20 protein-coding genes are annotated in these 26405 nt (G+C 58.5%); 12 read left to right on the top strand and 8 right to left on the bottom strand.

Going from position 1 to position 26405, the window contains the following annotated elements:
- Positions 1-5 precede the first annotated feature (5 nt).
- Positions 6-362 carry a hypothetical protein gene (locus GOW56_RS08520; RefSeq protein ID WP_171205613.1) on the bottom strand — a complete coding sequence of 119 codons (357 nt, stop codon included), beginning with the start codon at positions 360-362 and terminating at the stop codon, positions 6-8.
- Between the two features lie 326 nt (positions 363-688).
- On the opposite strand from GOW56_RS08520, the gene GOW56_RS08515 reads away from it, so the two are divergent.
- The 4 genes from GOW56_RS08515 to GOW56_RS08500 all read left to right on the top strand — a co-directional run bounded on the left by GOW56_RS08515 (position 689) and on the right by GOW56_RS08500 (position 8099).
- Complete coding sequence (locus tag GOW56_RS08515) at positions 689-1012, top strand: hypothetical protein (RefSeq protein WP_170344942.1); 324 nt, start codon at positions 689-691, stop codon at positions 1010-1012.
- A 54-nt stretch (positions 1013-1066) separates the two neighbouring features.
- A complete protein-coding gene (locus tag GOW56_RS08510) occupies positions 1067-2053 on the top strand; it encodes a type I glyceraldehyde-3-phosphate dehydrogenase (protein WP_171205612.1) in 987 nt (328 codons plus the stop codon).
- Between the two features lie 152 nt (positions 2054-2205).
- Positions 2206-4014: an autotransporter assembly complex family protein gene (locus tag GOW56_RS08505; RefSeq protein ID WP_171205611.1), complete on the top strand. Its 1809-nt coding sequence runs from the start codon at positions 2206-2208 to the stop codon at positions 4012-4014.
- A complete protein-coding gene (locus tag GOW56_RS08500; RefSeq protein ID WP_254447185.1) occupies positions 4011-8099 on the top strand; it encodes a translocation/assembly module TamB domain-containing protein in 4089 nt (1362 codons plus the stop codon). The genes GOW56_RS08505 and GOW56_RS08500 overlap by 4 nt, the downstream gene beginning before the upstream one ends.
- Positions 8100-8371: 272 nt before the next feature.
- On the opposite strand, the gene fdhF is transcribed toward GOW56_RS08500, so the two are convergent.
- The 3 genes from fdhF to GOW56_RS08485 all read right to left on the bottom strand — a co-directional run bounded on the left by fdhF (position 8372) and on the right by GOW56_RS08485 (position 13839).
- Positions 8372-11155 carry a formate dehydrogenase subunit alpha gene (gene fdhF / locus GOW56_RS08495; protein ID WP_171205610.1) on the bottom strand — a complete coding sequence of 928 codons (2784 nt, stop codon included), beginning with the start codon at positions 11153-11155 and terminating at the stop codon, positions 8372-8374.
- 13 nt (positions 11156-11168) lie between these two features.
- Positions 11169-12872: an NAD(P)H-dependent oxidoreductase subunit E gene (locus GOW56_RS08490; RefSeq protein ID WP_171205609.1), complete on the bottom strand. Its 1704-nt coding sequence runs from the start codon at positions 12870-12872 to the stop codon at positions 11169-11171.
- An 85-nt stretch (positions 12873-12957) separates the two neighbouring features.
- On the bottom strand, positions 12958-13839 hold the full coding sequence (locus tag GOW56_RS08485) for a LysR family transcriptional regulator (protein ID WP_152457190.1): 882 nt from the start codon (positions 13837-13839) through the stop codon (positions 12958-12960).
- Positions 13840-13996: 157 nt separating this feature from the next.
- On the opposite strand from GOW56_RS08485, the gene GOW56_RS08480 reads away from it, so the two are divergent.
- Positions 13997-14353, top strand: coding sequence for a nuclear transport factor 2 family protein (locus tag GOW56_RS08480; RefSeq protein WP_171205608.1), 357 nt, complete (start codon positions 13997-13999; stop codon positions 14351-14353).
- 22 nt (positions 14354-14375) lie between these two features.
- Here the strand turns inward: GOW56_RS08480 and ychF are convergent, their stop codons facing one another.
- On the bottom strand, positions 14376-15473 hold the full coding sequence (gene ychF, locus GOW56_RS08475; RefSeq protein ID WP_171205607.1) for a redox-regulated ATPase YchF: 1098 nt from the start codon (positions 15471-15473) through the stop codon (positions 14376-14378).
- A gap of 199 nt (positions 15474-15672) precedes the next feature.
- Here ychF and GOW56_RS08470 point away from each other — a divergent pair, with 199 nt between their 5' ends.
- From GOW56_RS08470 to GOW56_RS08440, 7 genes are all read left to right on the top strand, one after another.
- Positions 15673-16161, top strand: coding sequence for an acyloxyacyl hydrolase (locus GOW56_RS08470; RefSeq protein WP_171117433.1), 489 nt, complete (start codon positions 15673-15675; stop codon positions 16159-16161).
- Positions 16162-16239: 78 nt separating this feature from the next.
- Positions 16240-17031 carry a tryptophan synthase subunit alpha gene (gene trpA / locus GOW56_RS08465; RefSeq protein WP_171117431.1) on the top strand — a complete coding sequence of 264 codons (792 nt, stop codon included), beginning with the start codon at positions 16240-16242 and terminating at the stop codon, positions 17029-17031.
- A 147-nt stretch (positions 17032-17178) separates the two neighbouring features.
- Positions 17179-18345 (top strand): alpha-hydroxy acid oxidase, encoded by a 1167-nt coding sequence (locus GOW56_RS08460; protein WP_171205606.1) that lies wholly within the window; start codon positions 17179-17181, stop codon positions 18343-18345.
- A 249-nt stretch (positions 18346-18594) separates the two neighbouring features.
- A complete protein-coding gene (locus tag GOW56_RS08455) occupies positions 18595-19248 on the top strand; it encodes a 50S ribosomal protein L25/general stress protein Ctc (RefSeq protein WP_171117427.1) in 654 nt (217 codons plus the stop codon).
- 141 nt (positions 19249-19389) lie between these two features.
- A complete protein-coding gene (gene pth / locus GOW56_RS08450; RefSeq protein ID WP_171205605.1) occupies positions 19390-20070 on the top strand; it encodes an aminoacyl-tRNA hydrolase in 681 nt (226 codons plus the stop codon).
- Between the two features lie 83 nt (positions 20071-20153).
- A complete protein-coding gene (locus GOW56_RS08445) occupies positions 20154-21317 on the top strand; it encodes a serine hydrolase (RefSeq protein ID WP_171205604.1) in 1164 nt (387 codons plus the stop codon).
- 9 nt (positions 21318-21326) lie between these two features.
- Complete coding sequence (locus tag GOW56_RS08440; protein ID WP_171117420.1) at positions 21327-21701, top strand: DUF2237 family protein; 375 nt, start codon at positions 21327-21329, stop codon at positions 21699-21701.
- Positions 21702-21754: 53 nt separating this feature from the next.
- On the opposite strand, the gene GOW56_RS08435 is transcribed toward GOW56_RS08440, so the two are convergent.
- The 3 genes from GOW56_RS08435 to GOW56_RS08420 all read right to left on the bottom strand — a co-directional run bounded on the left by GOW56_RS08435 (position 21755) and on the right by GOW56_RS08420 (position 26395).
- Positions 21755-23407, bottom strand: a complete 1653-nt coding sequence (locus tag GOW56_RS08435; RefSeq protein WP_171205603.1) for an Ig-like domain-containing protein — start codon at positions 23405-23407, stop codon at positions 21755-21757.
- Positions 23408-24054: 647 nt separating this feature from the next.
- A complete protein-coding gene (gene trpB, locus GOW56_RS08430) occupies positions 24055-25302 on the bottom strand; it encodes a tryptophan synthase subunit beta (protein ID WP_171170912.1) in 1248 nt (415 codons plus the stop codon).
- 451 nt (positions 25303-25753) lie between these two features.
- Positions 25754-26395, bottom strand: coding sequence for a phosphoribosylanthranilate isomerase (locus GOW56_RS08420; RefSeq protein ID WP_171205602.1), 642 nt, complete (start codon positions 26393-26395; stop codon positions 25754-25756).
- Between the last annotated feature and the right edge of the window lie 10 nt (positions 26396-26405).

The following is a 26405-nucleotide window of genomic DNA, read 5'->3' as shown; positions in this document are numbered from 1 at the left end:
GATAATCAGGGCGTAAGGATCCAATTGCCGTTGCCGTCGTTGCAGCGGCGGGTTCGAATTTCCCTGCTCTGATCACCGCCTTCCGGCTGAATCACATGCTGAAGACCAACGCAATTTCCCTGTACCGATCGCACCCGGACTGTCCCCTTGGAACCCGTGTCGTCATTCTTCCATGACCGTTCCTGGCCCACGGAAGGCGTACCGCTGGTCAAAAGCGCGTTCGAGGCTGCGTTGACCACTTCGAAATCTGCCGGAGACAACCCCATCTCGGCTATGATTCGAGAAAGGGGCTTGGCCTCGACCACAGTGCTCATCAATAAAATGCCGCATGCGGCGATGGCGGTAAAACATGGGGCATTCATGGCGGCCTCGCAGAGCTGAAATCATTTGTGGTCAAGGTTATACCTCTAATCCGGCAGGGCCAAGCCCCTGACGCGAACCTTCAAAACACCCCGGAAAGACCTGTCTGCGAGACTTTTGTTCGCAAGCCGGCAACGCGGGCGATCCGGGGTGGTTCGGGCATTGGCGGCACAGGGACTGCAACCGACATTTGCCATTGCCCACAGCTCGCCGGTAACACCTTTCCGACGGGGTGGCGTCGCAAATTTCTGACCTTGGGGCTTCACAGGCGGGCCGGAATTTGCTGAAATCCAAGTAAATTCTGATTTTGAGCATTGGAGATTGTTCCATGAAACTACGCCCTGCCCTGCTGGCCGTCGCAGCACTCGCTTCATCCGCGGCCCTTTTTGCATCCCCCATCTCGGCCAAGGAAGAAACCAAATCCGTGTTCGTCATGAGCCGCACCTGGGCGGTGACACAGGTTTCCGACGCGCCGGTCGTTTATCGCGCCACGCGTGACAACAACAACCTCAACCCATTCGGTCCGCCACCGCGCCTGCGCACCGTTCAGGCCATTGCCGCGATTCAGCAGGCAACCGGGTGCAAACCGATCGTGGCCAGCATGTATCAGAACATCTCGGGCCAGTTTTTCTCGCAGGTCAGCTGCAACTGACACGGCGTCAGATCAGGCATTGAGGTCGCCCGACCGGCCTGCCATAGCTTGCGCATGAAACTCGCGATTAACGGATTCGGCCGCATTGGCCGCACGATCCTGCGGCAGGTTCTGGCCCTGCCGGAAGGGGCAGATATCGAGTTGGTGCTGATCAATGACATCGCGCCGCTGGACACCTGTGCATACCTGTTCAAATACGACAGCACATTTGGTCCCTATCCCGGCGATGTGTCCGCAGGGGACGCCGCGCTGATCGTGGATGGGCACTCAATTCCCATGACCCACAGCGATGATCTGTCCCGCGTTGATCTGTCGGGCGTTGACGTCATGCTGGATTGTACGGGTATCGCCCGCAGTTCGGACGTTGCGCGTCGCGGTTTGTCTGCGGGCGCAGGCAAAGTACTGATTTCAGGCCCCTCCCCCGCTGCTGATGTCACCATCGTTCTGGGTGCGAACGCAGACCAGTTGGGCAGCGCCCGGATTGTGTCAAACGCATCCTGCACCACAAATGGGCTGGTGCCACTGGTCAAGGTCATCGACGATATCGGCGGTGTTGCATCGGGGCACATGACCACCATCCACTGCTATACCAACAGCCAACCGATGGTGGATGCGCCGCGTGGCGACCTTGCCCGTTCTCGGGCTGGGGCGCTGTCGATGGTTCCGACCACATCGAGCGCGATGCACCTTATCGATGTCGTCCTTCCGCATCTGGCCGGGCGTATCTCGGGCGCGGCTGTCCGCGTTCCAACGGCAAGTGTGTCAGCCGTGGACCTCGTGGTCACATTGCAGCGCGGTATGAGCGCCGAGATCTTCGATCGAGCCCTGAAGCAGGCCGTTGCTGCATCCCCAGTGCTTGGCTGGACTGATTTGCCACTGGTCTCGTCCGACCTGCGGTCCCGCCCTGAATCGCTGGTTGTTGCCGGGCCCGAGACCCGTATGGTGGGTGAAAATCAGGTCAGGGTCTTTGGTTGGTACGACAACGAATGGGGCTTCTCGGCGCGAATGCTGGACGTGGCCCGCCTTATGGCAGCCGAATAGCCGGGCGGCAACCTCAACACGATTTGGCCGAAAAAATTCTCGTCTCATGTATAATTCCTTTCCCCATCCGCTTTCAGATGCTCTAACCTGAATTCAAAGGGCCGTGCACGACACGGACAAGAGAACTGGATTTGGGACAGTTGGGGCAATTCATGCAAAGGAGCAAGCGGCAATGCCGTCTGGGGCGCTGGCTGATGGCCACAGTTGTGACTTTGGCCCCAACCACGCTGGCGGCACTGGAAACCTCACTTTCGGCCCCCGGCGCATCGAAAGAACTGGTTGATCGCCTCAAGGAGACATCCTCGGTAACCACTGCTGAGGAACGCGGCCTCGACACCCCGCTTGAAATCCTCTCGGCAGCCTTGTCGGATTACCGTACGATCGTGCAAATCCTTTACGACGAAGGGTATTTCAGCCCGGTCGTCAGCATCAAGCTTGATGGACAGGAAGCGGCCGAGCTGAGCTCTCTCACGGTGCCTGCACAAATAAACCGTGCTGCGATTACCGTTGAAACCGGGCCAAGCTTCAAATTCGGCACCGCCACTGTCAAGCCCCTGGCCCCTGAAACCGAACTCCCCGAGGATTTTGCCCCCGGGAAACTGGCGACGACCGGTGCCATTCAACAGGCCTCCTCGGCCGGTGTTCAGGGTTGGAGGAACGCTGGTCACGCAAAAGCCGGAATTGCGGGTCAGACAATCATCGCGCGCCACGCCCAAGCCCGTCTGGATGCCCAGATCGACCTTGATCCCGGGCGCAGGCTGACATTTGGCAAGATGTTCATCAAGGGCGATTCAGATGTGCGCCACAGATCCATCGAAAAGATCGCCGGGTTCCCAAGTGGAGAGGTCTATTCCCCTGAGAAAATCCAGAAGGTGGGAACACGGTTGCGCCGGACCGGCACGTTCAACGTGGTCTCGTTGCAGGAACGAGAGACTCCAAACCCCGATGGCACACTGGATTTCGACGCCACGTTCGAAGACCTGCCCAAACGTCGGTTGACCTTTGGTGTCGAACTGGCCTCTCGCGATGGTGTTGATGTGACCGCGACGTGGACCCATCGCAATATGTTCAGGCGCGCAGAACGTCTGCGCTTCGAAGTGGCGGTTCGAAATATTGGCGGTGCAGAGGATATTGATGGCCGGATCGGGTTGCGTCTGGATCAACCTGACCGGCTTGGCCCGGATGACAACACCTTCTGGAGCGCCCTGCTGGAACGCCGCAACACGGAAAACTATAATGTAACGGTGGCTTCGCTGGCCTATGGTGCGCGCCGCACTTTTTCCGACAACTTATATGCCGAGGCATCCGCCGGGTTTCAGCTGTCAGACGCCGACGACGCATATGGCACTGGTCGCAAGTTCAGGTATTTCATCCTGCCCTTCCGGTCTGAATGGGACAAACGCGACAGCAAAGTCAGCGCCACACGCGGATTCTATCTGGACTCGCAAGTCATGCCCTTTGTCGGAATATCCGGTACGGATACCGGCCTCCGCCTTTTCTTTGATGGGCGGGCCTATACAAGCCTGGGGACAGGGGGGCGGATCGTTTTGGCCGGTCGCGCGCAGCTGGGATCCGTGATTGGCCCACCTGCCGATGGCGTCACGCCTGACTTTCTGTTCTTCTCGGGCGGTGCGGGAACCGTTCGCGGGCAACCCTATGAAAGCCTTGGCATTCCGGTCGGGACCGGCATCGCGGGCGGCAAGTCATTTATTGGCTTGTCCGGCGAGATCCGTGGCAAGGTTACTGACAGCCTGTCGTTGGTCGGGTTTTATGACTACGGTGTCGTCGATACGTCTTCCTTTGTCGGCAGCGGCGCGCAAGAAGATCACTCGGGCGCCGGTATCGGCGTAAGATACGATCTGGGCGGGTTTGGCCCCTTGCGTCTTGATCTGGCCTATCCTGTCAGCGGTCCCACCGGGGACGGGCTACAGTTCTATATCGGGATAGGACAGGCATTTTGAGACGGTACCTTTCATATCCTCTGCTGATCGGCGCGCTGGCAATCGTGCCTGTGGCCGGACATCCGCAGGAGGACGAAGGCGGCAGCATGATCGAGCGGTTCCTGCAGGATACCCTGTCGGGCGAGGATCAGAACGTTACTGTCAAAGGTCTGCAAGGTGCACTGAGTTCACGTGCCACGATTGCCGAGATCACCGTTGCCGATGACGAAGGGGTCTGGCTGACCATAAAAGATGCCGAACTTGACTGGAACCGACTGGCTTTGATCCGTGGGCGGTTCTCGGTCAATGCCCTGACGGCGCAAGAGATCGACGTTGCCCGCGCGCCTGGCACCACCACCAAAGACACGCCGCCGCCAACCGCAGAGGCAAAAGGCTTCCAACTGCCTGAACTGCCGGTTGCCATCGAAATCGGTGAAATTCGCATCGACGAGTTGGCTTTGGGCGAGCCCCTGATCGGAGTGGCCGCAGAACTGGCGGTTAGTGGCAACCTGTCACTGGCCGACGGGACGCTGGACACCAACCTTGATATCACACGGCTGGACCGGGCAGGTGATGAAATCAAGTTGACAGCGGGCTTTCAGAATTCAAACAGCCAAATTGATCTTGACCTTCAGGTGACAGAGGCAGCGGGCGGCCTGATCTCGACCGCTCTTAAAATGCCGGATACCCCGCCTATCGCGCTGACAGCGAAAGGATCCGGACCAGTGACCGATTTTACGGCCGATATCGGTCTCAGCAGCGATGGTCAGCCTCGGGTGACGGGTCAGGTTCGGTTACGCTCGGCCCCGACTGCCGCGGCCAGCGCGGAAGAGGGCATTGCGTTTACTGCCGATCTCGGCGGTGATTTGACACCTTTTGTCGCTGAAGAAATGGATACGTTTTTCGGTGCCAAAACACAGCTCTATGTGGATGGGCGAACCCAACCTGAAGGTGCGCTGGAAATTGACGAGCTTGAGATCTCGTCACAAGCACTGAACCTGAAAGGCCAGTTACAGTTGGCGGCAGGTGGGCGATTGCAACTCGCAGCCCTGCAAGGACGCATAACGCCGCCGGAGGGTGAAAGGGTAACTCTTCCAGCTTCGGGCGGTGACACGTCCGTTGGAGCAGCACAGATTTCAGCGCTGTACGACGAAAAAAACGGCAATCATTGGGATCTGAGCCTGACTGCAAACGCCGTGCAGGCCGAGCAGGTTGATTTGGAGCGCGCGCAAATTACTGCTCACGGGACCCTCGAACAGGGCGCAGTGCTAAAAATCAATGGCAACCTGCAGGCCGCGTTGGACGGTATTGACCTGGCGGACAAGGCCCTGAATGCAGCAATTGGCGACCTCGTCACTCTGGATGGCACTTTCGAATATGGCAGTGACCAATCCCTGAACCTGACCGGTCTCGAACTGGTTGGTGCGGATTACGAATTGGGCGTCGACGCATTGGTCAGCGGCCTGTCCACCGGTCTGGCCGTCGACGGCACCGCCACTTTGGAAGCCGCGGATCTGTCCCGGTTTTCGGAACTGGCCCAACTGGAGCTGGGAGGCCAGGTCTCGGCCCGTCTAAACGGTCAAGGCTCGCCACTGGAAGGCAGTTTCGACGGCACACTGGAGGTCGAAGGAACCGACCTCTCGACCGGGCGTGATGACATCGATCCGGTGATCAAGGGCAATACAACAGTAACGCTCGACGCCAGGCGCGGTGCAGATGGCGTAACCATCCGAGATTTCACCCTGATCGGTGATACCTTGCGCGCCCAGGCCGACGGCACGGTAACGACCCCTGATGGCAACGTGACGATTGATGGTCAGGCGACGGTCAATTCCCGGGACCTGTCCGTGTTTTCCGGCCTTGCCGACCGCGAGCTTGGGGGTGCGGTGCAAGCAAAGCTGAACGGAAAGGGAACCGTTCAGACGCTGGAGTTTGACGGAACGGCCAGCGTATCGGGCCGGGATATCAAAACCGGTCTAACCGAGATCGACCCGCTTTTGGTCGGTCGCAACGAGATCACGTTCGACGGTGCGCTGAGCCAAGAACAGATTGTTATCCGCGACGCATCGGTGAACGGTTCAGCCCTGACCGCCAAGGCCTCTGTTACCATAGACGATCCAAGGAAAGCCCTTGCCATTGACGGGCAGGTCAATCTGAACATCCCGGACCTGTCACCGTTTTCAAGCCTTGCAAAACGCGATCTGGCAGGGGCGATCCGTGCGGATATTGCCGGCAAGGGCGCAGTCGGCAGCAAAGCGTTCGACGTAAAAGGCAATTTGGCGGCGGACGATTTCAAAACCGGGATCGACGCCGTTGACGACCTGATCCAGGGGCGAACGAACCTGACCGTGGACGCGATGAACAACGATGAAGGCCTGGATATCCGTACGTTCCAACTGATTGGAACCGCCCTTTCAGCGAATGCATCGGGCAAGCTGAACCGAGACGCCGGCGGTTTGGACTTTTCCGCCAAACTGGATGACCTTGCCCGTCTGTCGCAAACCTTGTCCGGCCCGCTGAACCTGAGCGGGAACGTCGCTCCGACCGGCTCTGGACTGGAAGGCACTGCTCGCCTGGACGGGCCTGACAGCTCTTACGCCAGCCTTCAAGGAACGGTCGGCCAGAATGGCTCGGCTGATGTGGATTTTGACGCCAAACTGAACCGGATCGAGCGGTTCGTTCCCGAATTTCCCGGCACTGTGGCAGCAAAGGGAACGGCCAAACGCGATAACGGTGTCTGGACGATTGACGCCAAGGCGCAAGGGCCTGCCGACATAGACACCACGTTGGCCGGCACTCTTGATGAAACCAGCAGTCAGGCGGATCTGAAGGCACAGGGCGGCATCAACCTTGGGATCGCGAATGTCTTCATCACACCCAACAAGATCGACGGGTCGGCGCGCTTCGATCTGGCACTCAAAGGTGCTCCGGCGCTGGCGTCGCTGAGCGGTTCGGTCACCACTTCGGGCACATCCCTTGCCATTCCGGGTGCTGGTCAGACCATTACCGGGATCAGTGGTCAGGTGGATCTGGCGCAAAGTCGCGCAAACATTACACTGAATGGCGGAGTTCGGGCGGGCGGCAACTTTACCGTCAACGGGCCTGTTGACCTGACCCCTCCGTTCAACGCCCAGATTACCACCACCCTGAACAACCTGGTGCTGACAGACCGGTTGCTGTATGAAACCACCCTGAACGGTCAGATTGCCATGACCGGGGCGTTGGCCGGAAACAGTTCGCTTGCCGGTCAGATCACGTTTGACGAAACCAACATCAACCTTGCCGCCGCGTCCGGCGCGGTAGGCGCGGCACCTATCCCGGACATCCAGCACATCAACGAAAGTCGCGCCGGTTTCGTCACCCGAGAGCGGGCCGGATTGGTCGTGACCGAAGGATCGGAGAAAAGCGCATCCCGTATTGCGCTGGATATTAGCCTGCTTGCACCCAAAGCGGTTTTCGTCAGAGGGCGCGGGGTGAACGCTGAACTGGGTGGTCGAATTTTCATCGGCGGCACCACTGCCTCTGTCGTTCCGTCCGGTCAGATCGAACTGATCCGGGGGAATTTCGACATTCTGGGCCGCAGATTGGCACTGACCAAGGGGATCGTCACGTTGCAGGGCGACCTGACCCCGTATATCGAGTTCGAGTCTTCAGCCAGCACGTCTGACGGCACCGCAACGATCGAAATAGCCGGCCCGCTGGATTCACCTGAGGTCAATGTGTTTTCCGACCCCGAACGTCCGGCTGAAGAAGCACTGGCAATGTTGCTGTTCGGGAACCGGTTTTCAGAAATCTCGCCTTTCCTGATCGCGCAAATGGCAGCATCACTGGCGCAGCTTAGCGGTGCGGGAGGGGATGCAACCAAAGGTCTCCGCGACTCCACCGGAGTCGACACGGTCGACATAGGAGCTTCGGAAAGCGGCGCGGGCCGTTTGGGCGCGGGCGCGTACCTGGGTGAAAACCTCTATACGGACTTCACCGTGAACACCGAAGGTGACACCGAAGTGAACCTGAACCTCGATGTCACGGACAATTTCACGGTGCGCGGTACGGTCGATGGCCGAGGAGAGACGGGCGTGGGTGTGTTCTTCGAGCGTGACTACTGACCAACAGTCAAAAAAGAAACCGAGTTGAGCCTCCCGTTCATGTCGCACGAGCAGGTGACGGGTGTTCAAATTGTCTTGTCGACGCCTGATTCCGATTTCGTTGGTGGTAGCGATGCAATCGCCAGCGCGGAAATTTGCGTGGTGCCGCGGCCAATTTAAAACCCGACGAATTGCCGGGGCAAGTCAGATGGGGCAATCGTTTGAACGACGGCGCAGCAAAGAAAAAAGCGGCCCCCTTCCAGAGGCCGCCCTTGTTCAGTCTGGCCGCGATCTTACTCCGCTGCCATCGCATCCTCGATCTTTTCGACACGAATGGCCGAGAATTTGAACTCGGGGATCTTGCCGTAGGGGTCGATGGCCGAGTTCGTCAGGATGTTCGCCGCCGCTTCGACATAGGCAAACGGGATGAACACCATGTCTTCGGCAATGGCCCGGTCGGCGCGCACCATGATTTCAATCGAACCACGACGCGTGGTCAGGCGGATCATTTCGCCCGGCTCAATCCCCATCAGCTTCAGCGTGCGCGGGTTCATCGAGCAATTGGCCTCTGGCTCGACCGCGTCAAGAACCTTTGCCCGGCGGGTCATTGAACCGGTATGCCAATGTTCCAGCTGACGGCCGGTGGTGGCAATCATCGGGTATTCATCATCGGGCGCCTCATCAGGCGGGATGACATTGGCCGGAGTGAACCTTGCTTTACCACCCGCGCGGGGGAAACCATCGCCGAACACAATAGACTGGCCGGGATCGGTTTCGCTGAGCGACGGATAGGTGATCGTCTCGTTTTCCAGCCGTTCCCACGTGATATTGTCAAGCGACTCCATGGTCAGTTTCATCTCGGCAAAGACCTCGGACACATCGGAGTAGTCCCAGTTCAGCCCGATGCGCTGCGCCAGTTCGACCGTGATCTTCCAATCCTCGCGCGCCTCACCCGGAGGCGCCACGGCCGGACGGACACGTTGCACCTGACGGTTGGTGTTCGACACCGTGCCATTCTTTTCGTACAGCGCCGAGGCCGGCAGGATGATGTCGGCATAGTTCGCGGTTTCGGTCAGGAAGATGTCCTGCACGATCATCAGGTCCAGCTTGGCCAGGGCCTCACGAGCGTGGCCAACATCCGGGTCGGACATAGCCGGGTTTTCACCCTGAATGTACATGCCCTTGATGTTGCCCGCATAGGCTTGGTCAATGATCTCGGTGACGGTCAGACCCTTCTCGTTCGAGAAATCGTCCGATTTCCAGATATTGGTAAACTGCGCGCGAATGCCGTCATCTGTAACTGTTTTGTAGTCCGGCAGGAACATCGGGATCAGGCCGGCGTCTGATGCGCCCTGCACGTTGTTCTGGCCCCGCAGAGGGTGCAGACCCGCGCCGGGTTTGCCGACATTCCCGGTCATCAAGGCCAGTGAGATCAGGCAGCGCGAATTGTCGGTGCCGTGGATATGCTGGCTGACGCCCATGCCCCAGAAGATCAGACCAGCCTTGGCTTGCGCAAAGGTGCGCGCAACGCGACGCAGCTGATCCGGTTCGATGCCGCAGATCGGCGCCATCGCCTCGGGGGTGAACTGGCGCAGATGCTCCTTCTCGGCCTCCCAGTTCTCGGTCCAGCGGTGGATGTACTGGCTGTCATACAGCTCTTCCTCGACGATCACGTTCATGATCGCGTTCAGCATCGAGACATCGGCACCTGGCCGAAATTGCAGCATTTCGTCCGCAAATTTGCGCATGCCGACACCGCGCGGGTCCATCACGATCAGCTTGCCGCCGCGCTTGGCGAACTGCTTGAAATAGGTCGCCGCGACGGGGTGGTTCTCGATCGGGTTGGCGCCGATGATGATCGCCACATCAGCATTCTCGATCTCGTTGAAGGTCGCCGTCACCGCGCCCGAGCCCACGTTCTCGATCAGAGCGGCCACAGACGACGCATGGCACAGACGGGTGCAGTGGTCGACATTGTTGTGTTTGAAACCCTGACGGATGAACTTCTGGAACAGATAGGCCTCTTCGTTGGTGCATTTGGCCGAGCCAAAGCCCGCAACGCTGCGCGGGTCTTGGTCGCGCAGGGCCATCAGTCTGGTGGCCGCCAGATCCATCGCTTCTTCCCAGGTCGCTTCGCGGAAATGGGTCGACAGGTTGCCGGGATCAACGTTCAGACCTTTTGCCGGTGCATCCTCGCGCCGGATCAGCGGTTTGGTCAGGCGATGCGGGTGGTGGATATAGTCGAACCCGAACCGGCCCTTGACGCACAGACGGCCTTCGTTGGCGGGGCCGTTGATGCCCTCGACATATTTGACCTTGCCGTCCTTGACCTTGAGGCTGACCTTGCAGCCCACCCCGCAGAAGGGGCAGACGCTTTCGGTTTCGGAATCGTAATCCTTGCTGTCGCCGTGCTGCTGGTCGTCCAGCACGGTGGCGGGCATCAGAGCGCCGGTCGGGCAGGCCTGAACACATTCACCGCAGGCCACACAGGTCGAGGCCCCCATCGGGTCGTTCTGGTCGAACACCACCTGCGCGGTATGCCCGCGCCCGGCCATGCCGATCACGTCATTGACCTGTACGTCGCGGCAGGCGCGGACGCAGAGGTTGCAGTTGATGCAGGCATCCAAATTGACCCGCATCGCCACATGGCTGTCATCCAGCAGCGGAATCTTCTCGGGCTCTTTCGCCGGGAAACGGCTGTCGCTGACATCGTTCAGCTTGGCCATGTCCCAGAAATGGCTCGAGGCATCGTGCGGCTGCTCGGGCTGGTCGGCCACCAACAGTTCCATGACCATGGAGCGCGATTTCTCGGCGCGGTCGGTGTCGGTTTTCACCACCATCCCGTCAACCGCCGGACGGATGCACGAGGCGACCAGCGTACGCTCGCCCTCGACCTCGACCATGCAGGCGCGGCAGTTGCCATCGGGTTTGTAGCCCGGCGCCGGTTTGTGACACAGATGCGGGATCACCAGTCCACGGCCATTGGCCGCTTCCCAGATGGTGGTGCCTTCGGGCACGGTGACGTCATCGCCGTTCAGGTTGAAGGTGACGGTCTTGTTTGGGCTTGCATCAAGCATGGCTCTGTCTCCCTCAGATTTCTTCAGCGAAGTGTTTCATGACCAGACGGATCGGGTTCGGGGCCGCCTGCCCCAGACCGCAGATCGAAGCGTCGCCCATCACCTGGCACAGATCTTCCAGCAGATCGGTGTCCCACTTGTCGGCCTGCATCAGCTTCACCGCCTTTTCGCAGCCCGCCCGGCAGGGCGTGCACTGGCCACAGCTTTCGTCCTCGAAGAACCGCAGCATGTTCAGCGCCGCATCACGGGCCGTGTCCTGATCGGACAGAACCACAACCGCAGCAGACCCGATGAAGGTGCCCAGCGGCTGTAGTGTGTCAAAGTCGAGCGGGACGTCGTCGATGCTGGAGGGGAGAAGACCTGACGACGGCCCGCCCGGTTGATACGCCTTGAACACATGACCTTCGGCCATGCCCCCGGCTGCATCAATCACGTCAAGAATGGTCGACCCTGCCGGCAGCAGGTAAACGCCCGGCTTGGCCACCCGGCCCGAGACCGAATAGCTGCGCAGCCCCTTGCGGCCATTCTTTTCAACCGAATTGAGGATCTCCGGACCTTCCCGGCAGATTTTGGACACCCAGTAGAGCGTTTCCACGTTGTGCACCAGCGTCGGGCGGCCGAATACGCCGACCTGCGCCACGAAGGGCGGGCGATGACGCGGCAGGCCCTTTTTGCCCTCGATCGACTCGATCATCGCGGATTCTTCTCCGCAGATGTAAGCGCCCGCGCCGCGGCGCAGGTCGATATAGCCTTTCTCGACGATCCCGGCCTGTTCCAAAGCCGCGATCTCGCGCCGCAGGATTTCCAGAACGGCTGGATATTCGTCACGCATGTAGATAAAGCAGGTCTCTGCCTGAACCGCCCAGGCGGCGATCAGCATCCCTTCGAGGAAAACATGCGGCGTGCGTTCCAGATAGTAGCGATCCTTGAAGGTGCCGGGTTCGCCCTCGTCCCCGTTCACGGCCAGATAGCGCGGGCCGTCATTCATGCGGACAAAGCCCCATTTCTTGCCCGACGGGAAACCTGCGCCGCCCAAACCGCGCAGACCCGAGGCCAGAACCTGTTCCTGAACCGCTTCCCAGTCGCCGCCCTCGCGCAGCTCTTTCAGCTTGGCGTAACCGCCGTTCTCGACATAGGTCGCGAAGGTCTCATAGTCGGGCAGATGGGCATGAGTGTCGCCCGCAGCAATCGAAGCCTGCACCTTTTCAGGGGTCGCGTGGTCAATATGGTTGTGCCCGATTTCCAGCACCGGTGCCGTGTCGCAGCGCCCCATGCAGGGCGCGCGCAGAACGCGCACTTCGGACGGGTCCAGCCCATCCTCCAGCGCTTTTTTCAACTGCTGCGCACCAGCCATTTCGCAGGACAGGGAATCACAGACGCGAATGGTCAGCGCGGGGGGCGGTGTTTCACCTTCTTTCACCACGTCGAAATGGGCATAGAAGGTCGCGGTCTCGTAAATCTCGGCCTGGCCGATCCGCATCTCGACGGCCAGCGCGGCGATATGGTCGGCGCTGATATGGCCGTGCGTGTCCTGAATCAGGTGCAGAAACTCGATCAGCAGGTCGCGGCGGCGTGGGCGGTCGCCCAGCAGGCGCGCAATTTCGGCCTGTGCTTCATCCGTGAACTGTCGGCCTTTGGGCGTGTGCCGCCCCTTGCCTTTACCTGACTTCCAGACGCCCTTGGGTGCGCCTGATGGCTTGGTGTCTAATGGTGCCATGATGCCCTCCGATCCAGGCCTCGTGTCTCATCAGGCCAGCATATCGTCAAATCGCTTTTTGCAATCGCACGATAACGACATCTTATCACCGTAAAGACGTCACCACAGCGCGCAGTGCCTGCACCGTTGGCAGTTCAGGGTCTCGGCTCAGGGTGGCCAGACAGATCGGTTTACTTACAATCGGATCGACCAGCGGCAGCACCTTTGTCCCCTGCAACTCGCCCAGTGCCCGAATAAGCACACGCGGCACAACCGTAGCAGCCAGCCCCTCGCGTGCCATCACCATCGACGCGGTAAATCCACTGGTTTCGGCGACCACGTCCGGGTGCAGCCCCTGTTCGGCAAAGATACGATCCAGAATACGCCGGTTTTGCATCTGCGGCTCGAGCAGGCTCAGCGGAAATTCAGCCACGCGCGCCCAAGGCAAGGGGCCGGTTTCGTCCGTCATGTGTGACGGAACCAGCAGAACATAGGTTTCCTCGTACAAAGGTTGCACCTGTCGCAGATCAGTCCCGATGCTGTCGCCATATGTTATCCCGGCGTCCAGACTTCCTTCGTCCAGCCGGTGTTGAATGGCGGTGGCAGACATGGTTTCGATGCGCGTAACGATGCGAGGATGGGCTTGCCGAAAGCGTTTGGTAAGACGCCCAGTAAAGGCGATGGCCGTCGGTATCACGCCAAGGATCAGCGTGCCGGTGATCTCGCCCCTGGTGGCCAGCACCTGCTGTTCCAGTGCTTTGGTGTCATCGAGAATACGCCGCGCCCGTTGGACGATCATCTCGCCCTCTTCGGTCAGGCCCTGAAACCGGTTGGCGCGGCGGACGATGGACACGCCCAGCCGATCCTCGAGGTTGCGGATGCGCATGGAAAAGGCGGGCTGCGAAATCCCACACTCTTCGGCGGCCTTGGCGAAATGGCGGTGCCGCGCCAACGCGCTGAGCAGTTGCAGGTCGCGGATTTCGATCATGATTCAAATTTCCAACATCAGGCCAAAGACCACTCTAACTGCATTACCGCACAGAGAAAGCACCGTCTTTCAGCGCGGGCGCGTCGGAAACTGGTGCTTTGTCGTATAAGATTGCCCACCATTAATGGGGGCTGGGAACAAGAAGGCGAGGTACCGCATGACCGCTGTAGACGTATTTCAAAAACTGTTTGACGCGTATGTTGGATGCTACCGATCCCGAAACGCAGCTGGGTGCGCATCGTTTTTCGCCAAAGACGCAGAGCTATACTCACCTTTTGGTCCCGCAGCCAAAGGACGAACGGCCATTGAAACAATACACGCGGAATGGCTGGAGGAAGGTGGCGAGGACAAAGTCATCGAAGTCGTGCAGGCTGGCATAGACGGCCAAATCGGCTGGTGCCTTGCGACTTTCCGCGAAGGAACGACAGATGACGGCACATCTCTCAACGTTTTGTACAGACAGCCGGACGGCGGGTGGCTGATTCGACAATGCAGCTTGAACGAAACGCCCTGATGTCGGCACAGGGCAAATGGCGTCAGGTGTTGAACAGGAAATGCATCACGTCGCCATCCTTGACGATATAGCTTTTCCCCTCGGCCCGCATCTTGCCTGCCTCTTTCGCCCCCTGCTCGCCGTTGCAGGCGATGAAGTCGTCATAGGCGATGGTCTCGGCGCGGATGAATCCCTTTTCGAAATCACCATGAATGACACCAGCCGCCTGCGGTGCAGCGGTGCCGGTGCGGATGGTCCAGGCGCGGGCCTCTTTCGGGCCGACCGTAAAATAGGTTTCCAGTTTCAGCAGGTCGTACCCGGCACGGATCAGACGGTCGAGGCCGGGCTCTTCCAGACCCATTTCCTCAAGGAACATCTGTGCCTCGTCCGCTTCAAGCAGGCTGATCTCTTCTTCGATCTTGGCGCTGATGATGACGTGAGAGTTGCCTTGGGCGGCAGCCATCTCGGCGACTTTCGCCGAGTATTCGTTGCCTTCAGCGGCTTCTTCCTCAGACACGTTGCAAACATAAAGAACCGGCTTGGTGGTCAGCAGCTGCAACATCTTCCAAGCTTTGGCATCCTCGTCCGAAACCTCGACCAACCGTGCAGGTTTGCCGCTCTCCAGGATCTTTTGCGCTTCGGCAAGCAGGCGGTCCTGCTGTTGGGCCTCTTTGTCATTGCCTTTCAGCTTGCGCACCAGGTTGGCACGGCGCTTTTCGATGCTTTCCAGATCGGCCAGCATCAGCTCGGTCTCGATGGTCTCGGCGTCGGCCACAGGATCGATGCGGCCTTCTACATGGGTCACGTCGCCATCTTCGAAACAGCGCAGGACATGGGCGATGGCATCGACCTCGCGAATATTTGCCAGAAACTGGTTCCCCAGCCCCTCGCCTTTCGAGGCCCCCTTCACCAGACCGGCGATATCCACGAATGTCATGCGCGTCGGGATGATCTGTTTTGACGACGCGATTGCGGCCAACTTGTCGAGCCGCTCATCCGGCACGGCCACATCGCCGACATTGGGCTCAATCGTGCAGAACGGGAAGTTCGCGGCTTGCGCGGCAGCGGTTTTGGTCAACGCATTGAACAGGGTCGACTTGCCCACGTTCGGCAGACCCACAATTCCCATCTTAAAGCCCATAACGGCCTCCTGCATAGAATACGAGCGCAGCTTCTATGCAGGTCCGCATCAATGCGCAAGTGATTGCCGGGGCTACTTTGTTTGAGTCCCTTCGGCCACATCACGAAATTGTTCTCAAATCGTGTTCTTGTCGGTCCTGAAAAACGAAGGGTAGGATGAACAATTAACATAGCGCGACCAAATTAAATGGCAGAATATAATGGAAAAACTACTTCTTGCAGCCGTACTGACGGTCTCTACATTTGCTACAGCCCAAGCTCAGACGGTTGTTTTTGGTGCCGGGTATTCAGATTTTTCCGAGGCGACGTCCGAAGATCAGGCACTGATCGCTCTCGAGTACCATCACACTCCTTTTCACCAGGCAACTCGGTTCAGTGCTGGCTGGGGTGCTGCGTTTTCTGTGGACGAAGACGGGGATACGCATATCGGTGTGGGGCTGGTCGGACTGTATTCTCTGGGTGAGCGCTGGTTCGTCGAAGGCAGTGTCATGCCGGGGTACTTCAATGCCAGCAACGACCAGAACGACCTGGGCGGAGACTTTCAGATCCGCAGCCTTTTGGGTCTTGGATATAACCTGAACAACGGCAACAGAATGTCAGTTGCGATCACGCACAAATCGAACGCCAGCACCAATGATGAGAACCCTGGTGTAAACGCGGTTCTGCTGCGGTACCATCTGGGCTTCTGAGCTATTCCTGCGTTGGCGGGATTGATTTTCGGTCAAAGTTTCTGCACACGGGTCCAAACCCGATTGCAAGGACATCCGATGACCCGTATCGACGCTAAGTTTGCCGCCCTGAAAGCCGAAGGAAAGAAGGCTTTTGTTGCCTATGTGATGGCAGGGGACCCAGACTATGACACCTCGCTCGACGTGGTCAAAGGCCTGCCCGGCGCGGGTGTGGACATCATCGAACTTGGTTTGCCCTTCACTGATCCGATGGCGGATGGCCCCACCATTCAGGCGGCCGGTCAACGCGCGCTGGACGGCGGGATGACGTTGCAGCGCACATTGGATCTGGCGCGCGCGTTCAGGGAAACAGATGACACGACACCAATTGTCCTGATGGGGTACTACAACCCGATTTACAGCCGCGGTGTCGAGGCTTTTCTGGCCGATGCCAAAGATGCCGGTATTGACGGGCTGATCGTTGTCGATCTGCCGCCCGAGGAAGACGAAGAGCTTTGCCTGCCTGCTCAGGCGGCCGGGCTGAACTTCATTCGTCTTGCAACACCTACCACGGATGACCAGCGCTTGCCGCGCGTTCTGCAAAACACCTCGGGCTTCGTGTACTACGTCTCAATCACTGGCATCACCGGCGCGGCCGAGGCGCAGGCAACGGATGTGGCCCCCGAGGTTGCCCGCATCAAGGCCGCTACCGAGCTGCCGGTGATCGTGGGCTTTGGCATCAATACGCCCGAGAAATCCCGCAATATCGCGTCCGTGGCAGATGGTGCCGTAGTCGGATCGGCGATCGTCAGCCAGATCGGCGCAGGCAAACCGGTCGAGGAAGTTCTGGATTTTGTAAAGTCCCTGTCGGATGGCGCTCATAGCGCCTGATCCGGCAGATAACACAACACACTCGAAAGCCTGCCGCAGACTGTTCTGGGGCAGGCTTTTTTGACTGCCCGCCGCCGGGCCAGATCATTGCAGGCTTTGACATGCATTGGTAAGGAAAACGAACCAGTAAGTTCGGAGGTCTGAGTCATGCCTGTGATAACCAATATTGAAGACCTCAGGCGCATTTACGAGCGTCGCGTGCCGCGGATGTTCTACGACTACGCTGAAAGCGGCAGTTGGACGGAACAGACATTCCGCGAAAACAGTTCCGATTTTGAAAAGATCCGCCTGCGTCAGCGGGTTGCCGTTGATATGTCCGGGCGTTCAACTGCCTCGGAAATGATCGGCCAGAAGGTGTCGATGCCGGTCGCGTTGGCCCCGGTCGGGTTGACGGGGATGCAGCATGCGGACGGAGAGATGAAGGCCGCCAAAGCCGCTGAGGATTTTGGTGTTCCCTTTACCCTTTCCACAATGTCGATCAACTCGATCGAAGACGTGGCCGAGCACACCGATAAGCCGTTCTGGTTTCAGCTCTACACGATGAAGGACGCTGACTATGTCAGCCGTCTGATCCAGCGGGCCAAGGACGCCGGGTGTTCGGCGCTGGTGATTACGTTGGATCTGCAGATTCTGGGCCAACGGCACAAAGACCTGAAGAACGGCCTGTCCGCACCCCCCAAGCTGACCGCGAAGACCATCGCGAACCTGATGACCAAATGGGCCTGGGGCATTGAAATGCTGGGTGCCAAACGGCGCGAGTTCGGCAATATAGTGGGACATGTGCAAGGTATCTCGGACGCGTCTTCACTGGGGGCCTGGACCGCTGAACAGTTCGACCCCACCCTCGACTGGAGTAAAGTCGAAAAACTGATGGAACAGTGGGGCGGAAAGGTGATCCTGAAAGGGATACTCGACGCGGAAGATGCCAAAATGGCTGCCAAGCTTGGGGCCGATGCCATTGTCGTGTCGAACCATGGCGGGCGTCAATTGGATGGTGCGCTCAGCTCGATCCGGGTATTGCCCGAAATCATGGACGCTGTCGGCAATGATGTCGAAGTGCATCTGGACAGTGGTATCCGCTCGGGTCAGGACGTGCTTAAGGCATTGGCGCTGGGGGCCAGGGGGACGTATATCGGACGCGCATTCGTTTATGGGCTGGGCGCCATGGGCCAGAGAGGCGTCACCACCGCGCTGGAGGTGATTCAGAAGGAACTTGATACAACAATGGCGCTGTGCGGTGAAAAAACCGTCGGCGCGCTGGGGGCGCACAATCTTCTGGTACCAGAAGATTTCGGTGGTCGCTGGCAAGGCTGAGCCCGCGGGAGATTTGGGGCTCTGCCCCCGCCGCCCGTTCCGGGCGTCTCCCCCGGGATACTTGTGGCCAGATGAAACAGCGGACCCTTCACTGATCTGGCGAAGAACACTTCGGAGCGCGCAGCTGAGCCCCTCAGAACGGCAAGCTGTGAATTACCCCTTTCCAAACCGGATGAATCGAGATAAGGACGCGGCTTCACGCGGGTATACAGCCTTGGAGGATACCCGCCCTAACATTGGAGAATTATCATGGCTGGAGAGATTCCTGATCTCGTAGCTCTGGAACGGACGGGGACAGGCAAGGGCGCCGCTCGCAAAACACGCCGCGAAGGCATGGTTCCGGGCGTTGTGTTTGGCGGCGACAAAGATCCGCTGCCGATTCAGATTCCGTTCAACGAACTGTTCAAGCGCCTGAAGGCCGGTCGCTTCAAGTCGACCCTGTGGAACCTGAAGGTCGAAGGCCATGAAGACGTTCGCGTCATCTGCCGCGACGTTCAGCGCGATGTCGTCAAAGACCTGCCGACACACCTGGACCTGATGCGCCTGCGCCGGACCACCAAGATCGCGCTGTACATTCCGGTTGAATTCATCAACGAAGATGAAGCCCCCGGCATCAAGAAGGGCGGCGTGCTGACCGTTGTCCGCCCGGAAGTCGAGCTGTTGTGCACCGCAGGTGACATTCCTGAGAAGATCACCGTTGATGTGGCCGGAATGAACATCAACGACGTCGTCACCATTTCGTCGGTTGACCTGCCCGAAGGCACCAAGCCGACCATCGACCGCGACTTCGTGATCGCGAACGTCTCGGCACCGACTGGTCTGTCCACGAGCGACGACGAAGAAGGTGAAGAAGCGGAAGTTGCAGTCGACGAAGTCGAAGTCGTCGGCAAAGAAGAAGAATAAACCCGGATCAAACGTCTGGATTTTGAAACGGGGTTCTGACGAGCCCCGTTTTTTTATGGTCAACACGCGCAGCGCTGGCTGGATTTCCATGGCAATTCCGGGCATCACATAGCCTCGAGGCTACAGAGGCGGAGCTTGGTCATGAAACTCTTTGTCGGATTGGGAAACCCGGGGCAGAAATACGCCCGGAACCGGCACAACATCGGGTTTATGGCCGTGGACCGGATTGCGGAAGACCATGGGTTTGGCCCATGGAAATCCAAGTTTCAGGGCGAAATCTCGGAAGGGCGGTTAGGGTCTTCAAAAATCCTGTTGCTGAAACCGCAGACCTTCATGAACCGGTCCGGTCAATCCGTGGGTGAAGCGATGCGGTTCTACAAGCTCGAGTCCACTGATGTTGTCGTGTTCCATGACGAGTTGGACCTCGCCCCAGGCAAAGTGCGGGTAAAGGCGGGTGGTGGGCACGCTGGGCATAATGGTCTGCGTTCGATCCACGACCATATAGGCGCAGCCTATGACCGTGTCCGGCTTGGGATCGGACATCCGGGCCGCAAGGAAATGGTCTCGGCTTATGTTCTGAGCGACTTTGCGAAATCCGAGAGTGACTGGCTGGACGACGTTCTTCGGGGTGTTTCGGACGGCGCGCCCCATCTGGCCCAGGATGATGGTGGAAAATTCATGAACGCGGTGGCCCTGCGCACTGCTCCGCCCCGGTCGTCCAAGACGGCGGCTCCGAAAGCTGAAACCGCATCTAAGGCACCTCCGAAGCCACCGGCCGACGAACGGTCGGCCATGCAGAAACTGTTGGACAAGTTCAAATAGCGCCCCGCCCTCTTTCCGTTACGTCGGCGTTGCGAAAGTGGGATGTCCGCGTTCCAATACACGCAAACAAGGGAGGCTATGCGATGCGGTCCATACTGAAGTGGGTTCTGCGCATTGTGCTGGCGCTGGCTTTGGCCGCCGCTGCCGTTGGGCTTTGGAAACGCGAAGAGTTACAGCGCCTGATGGCGGTGAACTCTCTGTTTGCCGAGGACAAGATCGTTCACAACTTTTCGCATATGGATGAAGCCTTTCTGACCGTGGATCTGCCGCGTGGAAACGCCCCAACATGGGAACTGCCCTACGGCGAAGGTTTCGATCTTCCGGAAGGCACCGACACTTGGATCAATGAACGCTCGGTCACTTCTTTGCTTATCATGCAGAACGGCAAGATCCGGTTCGAGGAATACTATCTGGGCACCGGTCCCGATGATCGTCGGATTTCGTGGTCAGTGGCAAAAAGTTATCTGTCGGCGCTTTTCGGCATTCTCCTGCAAGAGGGCGCAATCGATTCATTGGATGATCCCGTCGTCAAATACGCCCCCAAACTTGCAGGCAGCGCATATGACAGGGCGACAATTCGGAACGTTCTGAACATGGCCAGCGGCGTCACGTTTGACGAAGATTATCTGGACCCAAAATCTGACATCAACAGGATGGGCCGTGTGATTGCCCTGGGCGGTGAACTGGACGATTTTGCAGCCTCATTGCAGGACAGTTTCGCGCCCCCCGGTGAAACCTGGCAATACGTTTCCATAGACACGCATGTATTGGGCATGGTGATACGCGGGGCGACCGGTCGCAGTGTCGCGGATCTTTTGACGGAGAAAATCCTTCAGCCCCTGGGCCTTGAGCGTGACGGGTACTATGTCACTGACGGCGCTGGTGTCGCCTTTGTTCTGGGCGGATTGAATTTCACGACACGTGACTTTGCACGGTTCGGGCAAATGATCCTGCAAGATGGGAAATTGAGCGGCCGGCAAGTGGTGCCCGCCGACTGGATATTCGAGGCAACTCAACCCAGCGCCCCGACCGCTCAGGGGAAGATTGGATATGGGTACCAGTGGTGGATCCCGCGCGGCGCCCATGAGGGAGAGTTTCTGGCCCGGGGCGTGTATGGGCAATACATCTATTTCAACCAACCTCGCGGCGTTCTGATTGTGTCTACCGGCGCTGATCGGAAATTCCGCGACACTGGCGTAAACGACCAGAATATCGAAATGTTCCGCAAGATCGCAGAAAGCCTGTAAGGTGTGTTCATGCAGAAACAAGACAGTATCAATGTACTCGGCGGCGTTCTGGCGCCCTGCTCACGCGATCCTCTGACCGGGTTCTTTCGGGATGGTGCGTGCAATACCTGCCCCGAGGATCAGGGCAGCCATACCGTTTGTGCCGTGATGACGGCCGAGTTTCTGGCATTCTCGAAATATGTCGGCAATGATCTGAGCACGGCTCGGCCCGAATTCGATTTCCCGGGCCTCAAGCCCGGTGACAGCTGGTGTCTGTGTGCCGGCCGGTTCCTACAGGCCCATGACGAAGGATGCGCGCCAAAGGTTCACCTGGAGGCGACCCATCAACGCGCGCTCGAGATTGTGCCGCTTGATATCTTGCTTCAGAACAAGGCGAATGCCTGAAAGCCATTGCGCCCGGGGCGAGACGTGATCCGCGATCCAGTTTCGCCCCAAGGTCAGAATGCCATTTGCCAGATCAGGCTGATGCTGTAGTTTTCGAAACCGCTTTCACCAATGCCATCGTAGAACACGTTTGCTGCAAGCAAGCTGTTGTTTTCCAGCCGGTAGTCCAGGCCCAGATCCGCGCGGGCACGGGCGGTATCGCCAATCGGTGTCACGCCCGGGGCGGTCCCGGTACCCGAAGTCGTGCTCCAAATCCCAGAAAGCCCACCCGTCAGCATCATCTCTCCTCGTGACACTTGCAACGGGTGACTGAAATCGACACCCAACCGTGCCGTCGTCAAACTGAAATCCTGCTGTGGAATCAGATTGCCCAGGCTGTCGGTATAAGCTTTCTGATCGTCGCTGGCATAACTTACGTCCAGCAAAGGCATCAATGTCAGGGCGCCACGCTTTATCTCACCGGTTACGCGCGACTGGACCAGCCAACGGTCACTGTCGAAACTGTCCTCGTAGGTGCCAAACGGAGAGATGTTGTTGTCGGCCTGACCATAAAGAACGCGCCCTTCAAGAAACACCGAATGATTGGGCAATTTTGCCACTGCATAAGGACCAACCAGCCAGCCCGTACCGTCCACGCTGGCCGGGCCGTTTTCCGTTTCGGCATAGTCGAACTGAAGCATGGCACCGATCAACAGGTTCGAATTGATCTGGCGATGAGCCCCGACAACTGCCAGTGCATAGGAGTTGTCAAAATCATCCTGCGAACTCCAGTTACCGGTCACACTGAACCAGACGGGGCGCGCCGGATCACTGGCGAAATTCAGATACCCCGAGCCCTGCGTGACCGAAGCGTCCAGTACACCCGACCCCGAGCCTTGCAGAAACTGGGTCAGTTTCGGCTGGTTCGACACAAGGCTGTTGGCCCGGGCGTTCTGGAACGCCTGAATCTGACGTTGAGCATTTGTCACGGCTTGAAGCGTGCTGACCCTGTTTGATTCAAGGTTCAGATTCCCAGCCGCGTCCGAGAACACCCCCGCCGGAATGAAAAGCTCGATGGTGCCGTTGTTCTGGGGCGTCAAAGTGGCGACATAGCTGGTGCCGGACCCGGTCAGAGTGGCCGTTGCATTGGTGACGGACAGGTCGCCCCCGGTGAAATCGGTGCTTGGTTCGCTCAGGGTAATGGTTGCTTGAAACGTTCCGCTGCCGGTCGGCGTCAAGGCCCCGATCGTTGCAGTTGGTTGTGTCGTATCCACCAGAACGCGCGTGTTGACGATTTGAGTGTTCGTTACACCGGACAACGCGATCTCATAGCGATAAAGCGGCCCACCGGCGGTTTCGCGCGCGGTGAACGTAATCCCCATGTATCCGTCTGCCGCATATGTGGAATCCGCGCCATCCTGACTGAGAATGGTTGCGCCGATATAGCCAAGGGAGGCAAGGCCGGCGGGCGTGATCGCACTCTGGTTCAAAATGCCGTTGTTGAAATAGAAACTGCCGCCGGGAACCTGCCCCGACCCCCCCAGAGAAACAAAGGCCGTGCCGGTAAATGGGATATTGTTGAAAAAGATGCTTCCCCCGTTCGGCGTCGGAACCGAGGTTATGATGAAGCCGCCACCAAGAGCCGCACCCTCTTTCGCGCTTCCGATCATGAGTGCTGAAATCAGAAAACAGAGGCACAACAGCCTCGAAATAACGGACCTAACCATTTTACCTCCTACAACACCGCGAGGGCGCTAAGCACCAGGGCGCCCGGGCAAAGACACTGTGCCCCGAACCACGTCATCCATTGTCCCATCCATTGCAGAGACGTCCCCTGAACCGGCCGCAACTACGCCAGTTACCCAATAGTTAATTCAATTTGGAGACACTGTATAGAATTGGAAGCAACTCAACTTTGGCGTGCGGGCCACATGGCCATGCATAAACCGCAAGGCAAAGGCGAAAAATGCCGGAAAGCACTTCGAAGCACGTTGTTTTCAGGGAGTCTTCTCGGCAAGACGTCACAACAAGCCGTGACTTTGCAAGTCATATGCTCAAGATATGCCGGATACAGACCCTCGGCTTTGACGGGATATTCGCAACAATCTCGGGCAGGGGTCGCAACTGGCAGTTGTTGGGAAACAAATGCAGGCACAATGATCGAGGTTTCACAGCAGCCGGCGATTCCTCGGGCTTCTGTGTTGTCCTTACATGCGCATTGGCGGCGGCCCTTTTTGCAGGGCAACCTGATTTCGGCGGACATGTCACATGTTTGACTATCCCGCCTGTCCTGCCTTGGAATTATTGCTTTCAGGTCTGCTTGAGCCATCGACCCCAAGACAGAGCAACCGGGACATGCCGCCCCGGTTCACACTCAGTCCGCCGTACGGCCTTCGGTGTCTGACATATCGAAGTTCAGATATTTGGCTACGGTCTGAACGTCCTTGTCTCCACGACCGCACATGTTCATGCAGATCAGGTGATCCTTGGGCAATTCCGGTGCGATCTTCATCACATGGGCCAAAGCGTGGCTTGGTTCCAGCGCCGGGATGATCCCCTCGGTTGCGCAGCACAGCTGGAACGCCTCGAGCGCTTCCTTGTCGGTGATCGAGACGTAATTCGCGCGTCCAATTTCGTGCAGCCAGGAATGCTCGGGCCCGATGCCCGGATAGTCCAGCCCGGCCGAGATCGAATAGCCTTCAAGAATCTGGCCATCGTCATCCTGCAACAGATAGGTCCGGTTGCCGTGCAACACGCCCGGCCGACCGCCGGTCAGCGAGGCGCAATGCTCCATTTTCTCGTTCACACCTTTTCCGCCCGCCTCGACGCCAATGATGTTGACGTCCTTGTCGTCGAGGAAGGGATAGAACAGACCCATCGCGTTCGAACCGCCGCCGATTGCCGCGATGATCGTATCCGGCAAACGGCCTTCAGCCTTCATCATCTGCTCTTTCGCTTCCTTGCCGATGATCGACTGGAAATCGCGGACCATTGCCGGATAGGGGTGCGGTCCAGCCACGGTGCCGATGCAGTAGAACGTGTCGCGCACATTAGTCACCCAGTCGCGCAGCGCGTCATTCATCGCATCCTTGAGCGTCCCACGACCCGAGGTCACAGGGATCACCTCGGCCCCAAGAAGACGCATGCGGAATACGTTCGGAGCTTGCCGCTGCACGTCGTGCGCCCCCATATAGACAATGCATTTCAAGCCAAACTTGGCACATACGGTGGCGGTGGCCACGCCGTGCTGCCCTGCCCCGGTTTCAGCAATGATCCGGGTCTTGCCCATACGCCGCGCCAGAATGATCTGACCCAGCACGTTGTTGATCTTGTGCGCGCCGGTGTGGTTCAGCTCGTCACGCTTCAGATAGATCTTGGCACCCCCCAGATGCTCGGTCAGGCGTTCCGCAAAATACAGCGGCGAAGGACGACCCACATAGTTTGCCCACAGGTCATCCATTTCGGCCCAGAACGTCGGATCATCTTTGGCCTTGTTGTATTCCTCTTCCAGCGACAGGATCAGCGGCATCAGAGTTTCACTGACAAAACGCCCGCCGAAGATGCCGAAACGTCCCTGTTCGTCAGGGCCGGACATGAAGGAATTGAAAAGATCGTTGGCCATGGGTGTCTCCCTCGTCGTATCTGTTGTTCATAGGTGGTGGCAGCGGGATTTGCCATGGGCAAAACGCATCATTCCACAACCTGCGTGTTTTGACGCCAGACCTGAATCGCCTGTTCCGGCGAGGGCACACCAATGCACGGAAAATGATGAAACCTGTTCACATCCGCCAAACGATCGGCTGCCAACACGGCACGCCTGTGGGGGCCGGATTGGGAAAATGTCAGCATTGCTTCAATGTCTTGCCAGACACTGAATGAAAAATAGATGCCATCCTGCCTGAACAAGTCAGCGTGCAGGCACAATGGGTCGCCTTGCGCCTGCCGACAGGCCTGTCCCGCGCGCCAGAAAAACTCCGGCGCATGGTACCAATGTTTCAAGGAAACGCCCCCGATTGCTGCGAGCATGCTCAACCCCTCTGTTTCGAGGGATACGCAACAAGATCTTTTTCAGATCACCTGAGAGCCGATGCAAAGTCGCGGATCAGGGCCGCATCTTTCACACCCGGCGCGCTTTCGACACCGGATGACACATCCACCTGCTGGGCACCTGTCATCCGGACAGCTTCGGCAACGTTCAGGGGTGTCAGGCCACCGGCCAGCATCCAGGGTCGCCGCCAGTATTTCCGTCCGGCCAACAGCCGCCAGTCAAAGGCCAACCCGTTGCCGCCCGGCAATTCAGCCTCTCTGGGCGGTTTCGCATCGATCAGCAGTTGATCGGCCACCTCCGAGTAAAGATCGATGGCCGCCAGATCCTCGGCCTCGGCCACTCCTATGGCTTTCATCACCGGCAAACCAAATCGCTCGCGAATTTCGGAAACCCGTTCGGGCAATTCCTTGCCATGCAGTTGAAGTATATCAAGCGGTACAGTCGAAACGATGCCGTCCAATTCTTCGTCAGTGGCATTCACCACCAAAGCCACCTTGGCAACGCCAACTGGGACCAGATGCGCCAGTTCTGCGGCCCGCGAAACATCCAGATTGCGTGGCGATTTCGGAAAGAAAACGAACCCAACATAGCCTGCCCCGGCGTCTGCCGCAGCGCGCACGTGATCCGGTGCGGTCAGACCGCAGATTTTGAACCGAACATCAGGCATATCGGTCAGG

Source organism: Ruegeria sp. HKCCA0235A, from assembly GCF_013033235.1.
In the GTDB taxonomy this organism is placed as follows: domain Bacteria; phylum Pseudomonadota; class Alphaproteobacteria; order Rhodobacterales; family Rhodobacteraceae; genus Ruegeria.
The sequence above is the reverse complement of the archived record's forward strand: the minus strand, read 5'-3'. Positions and strand labels throughout refer to the sequence as shown.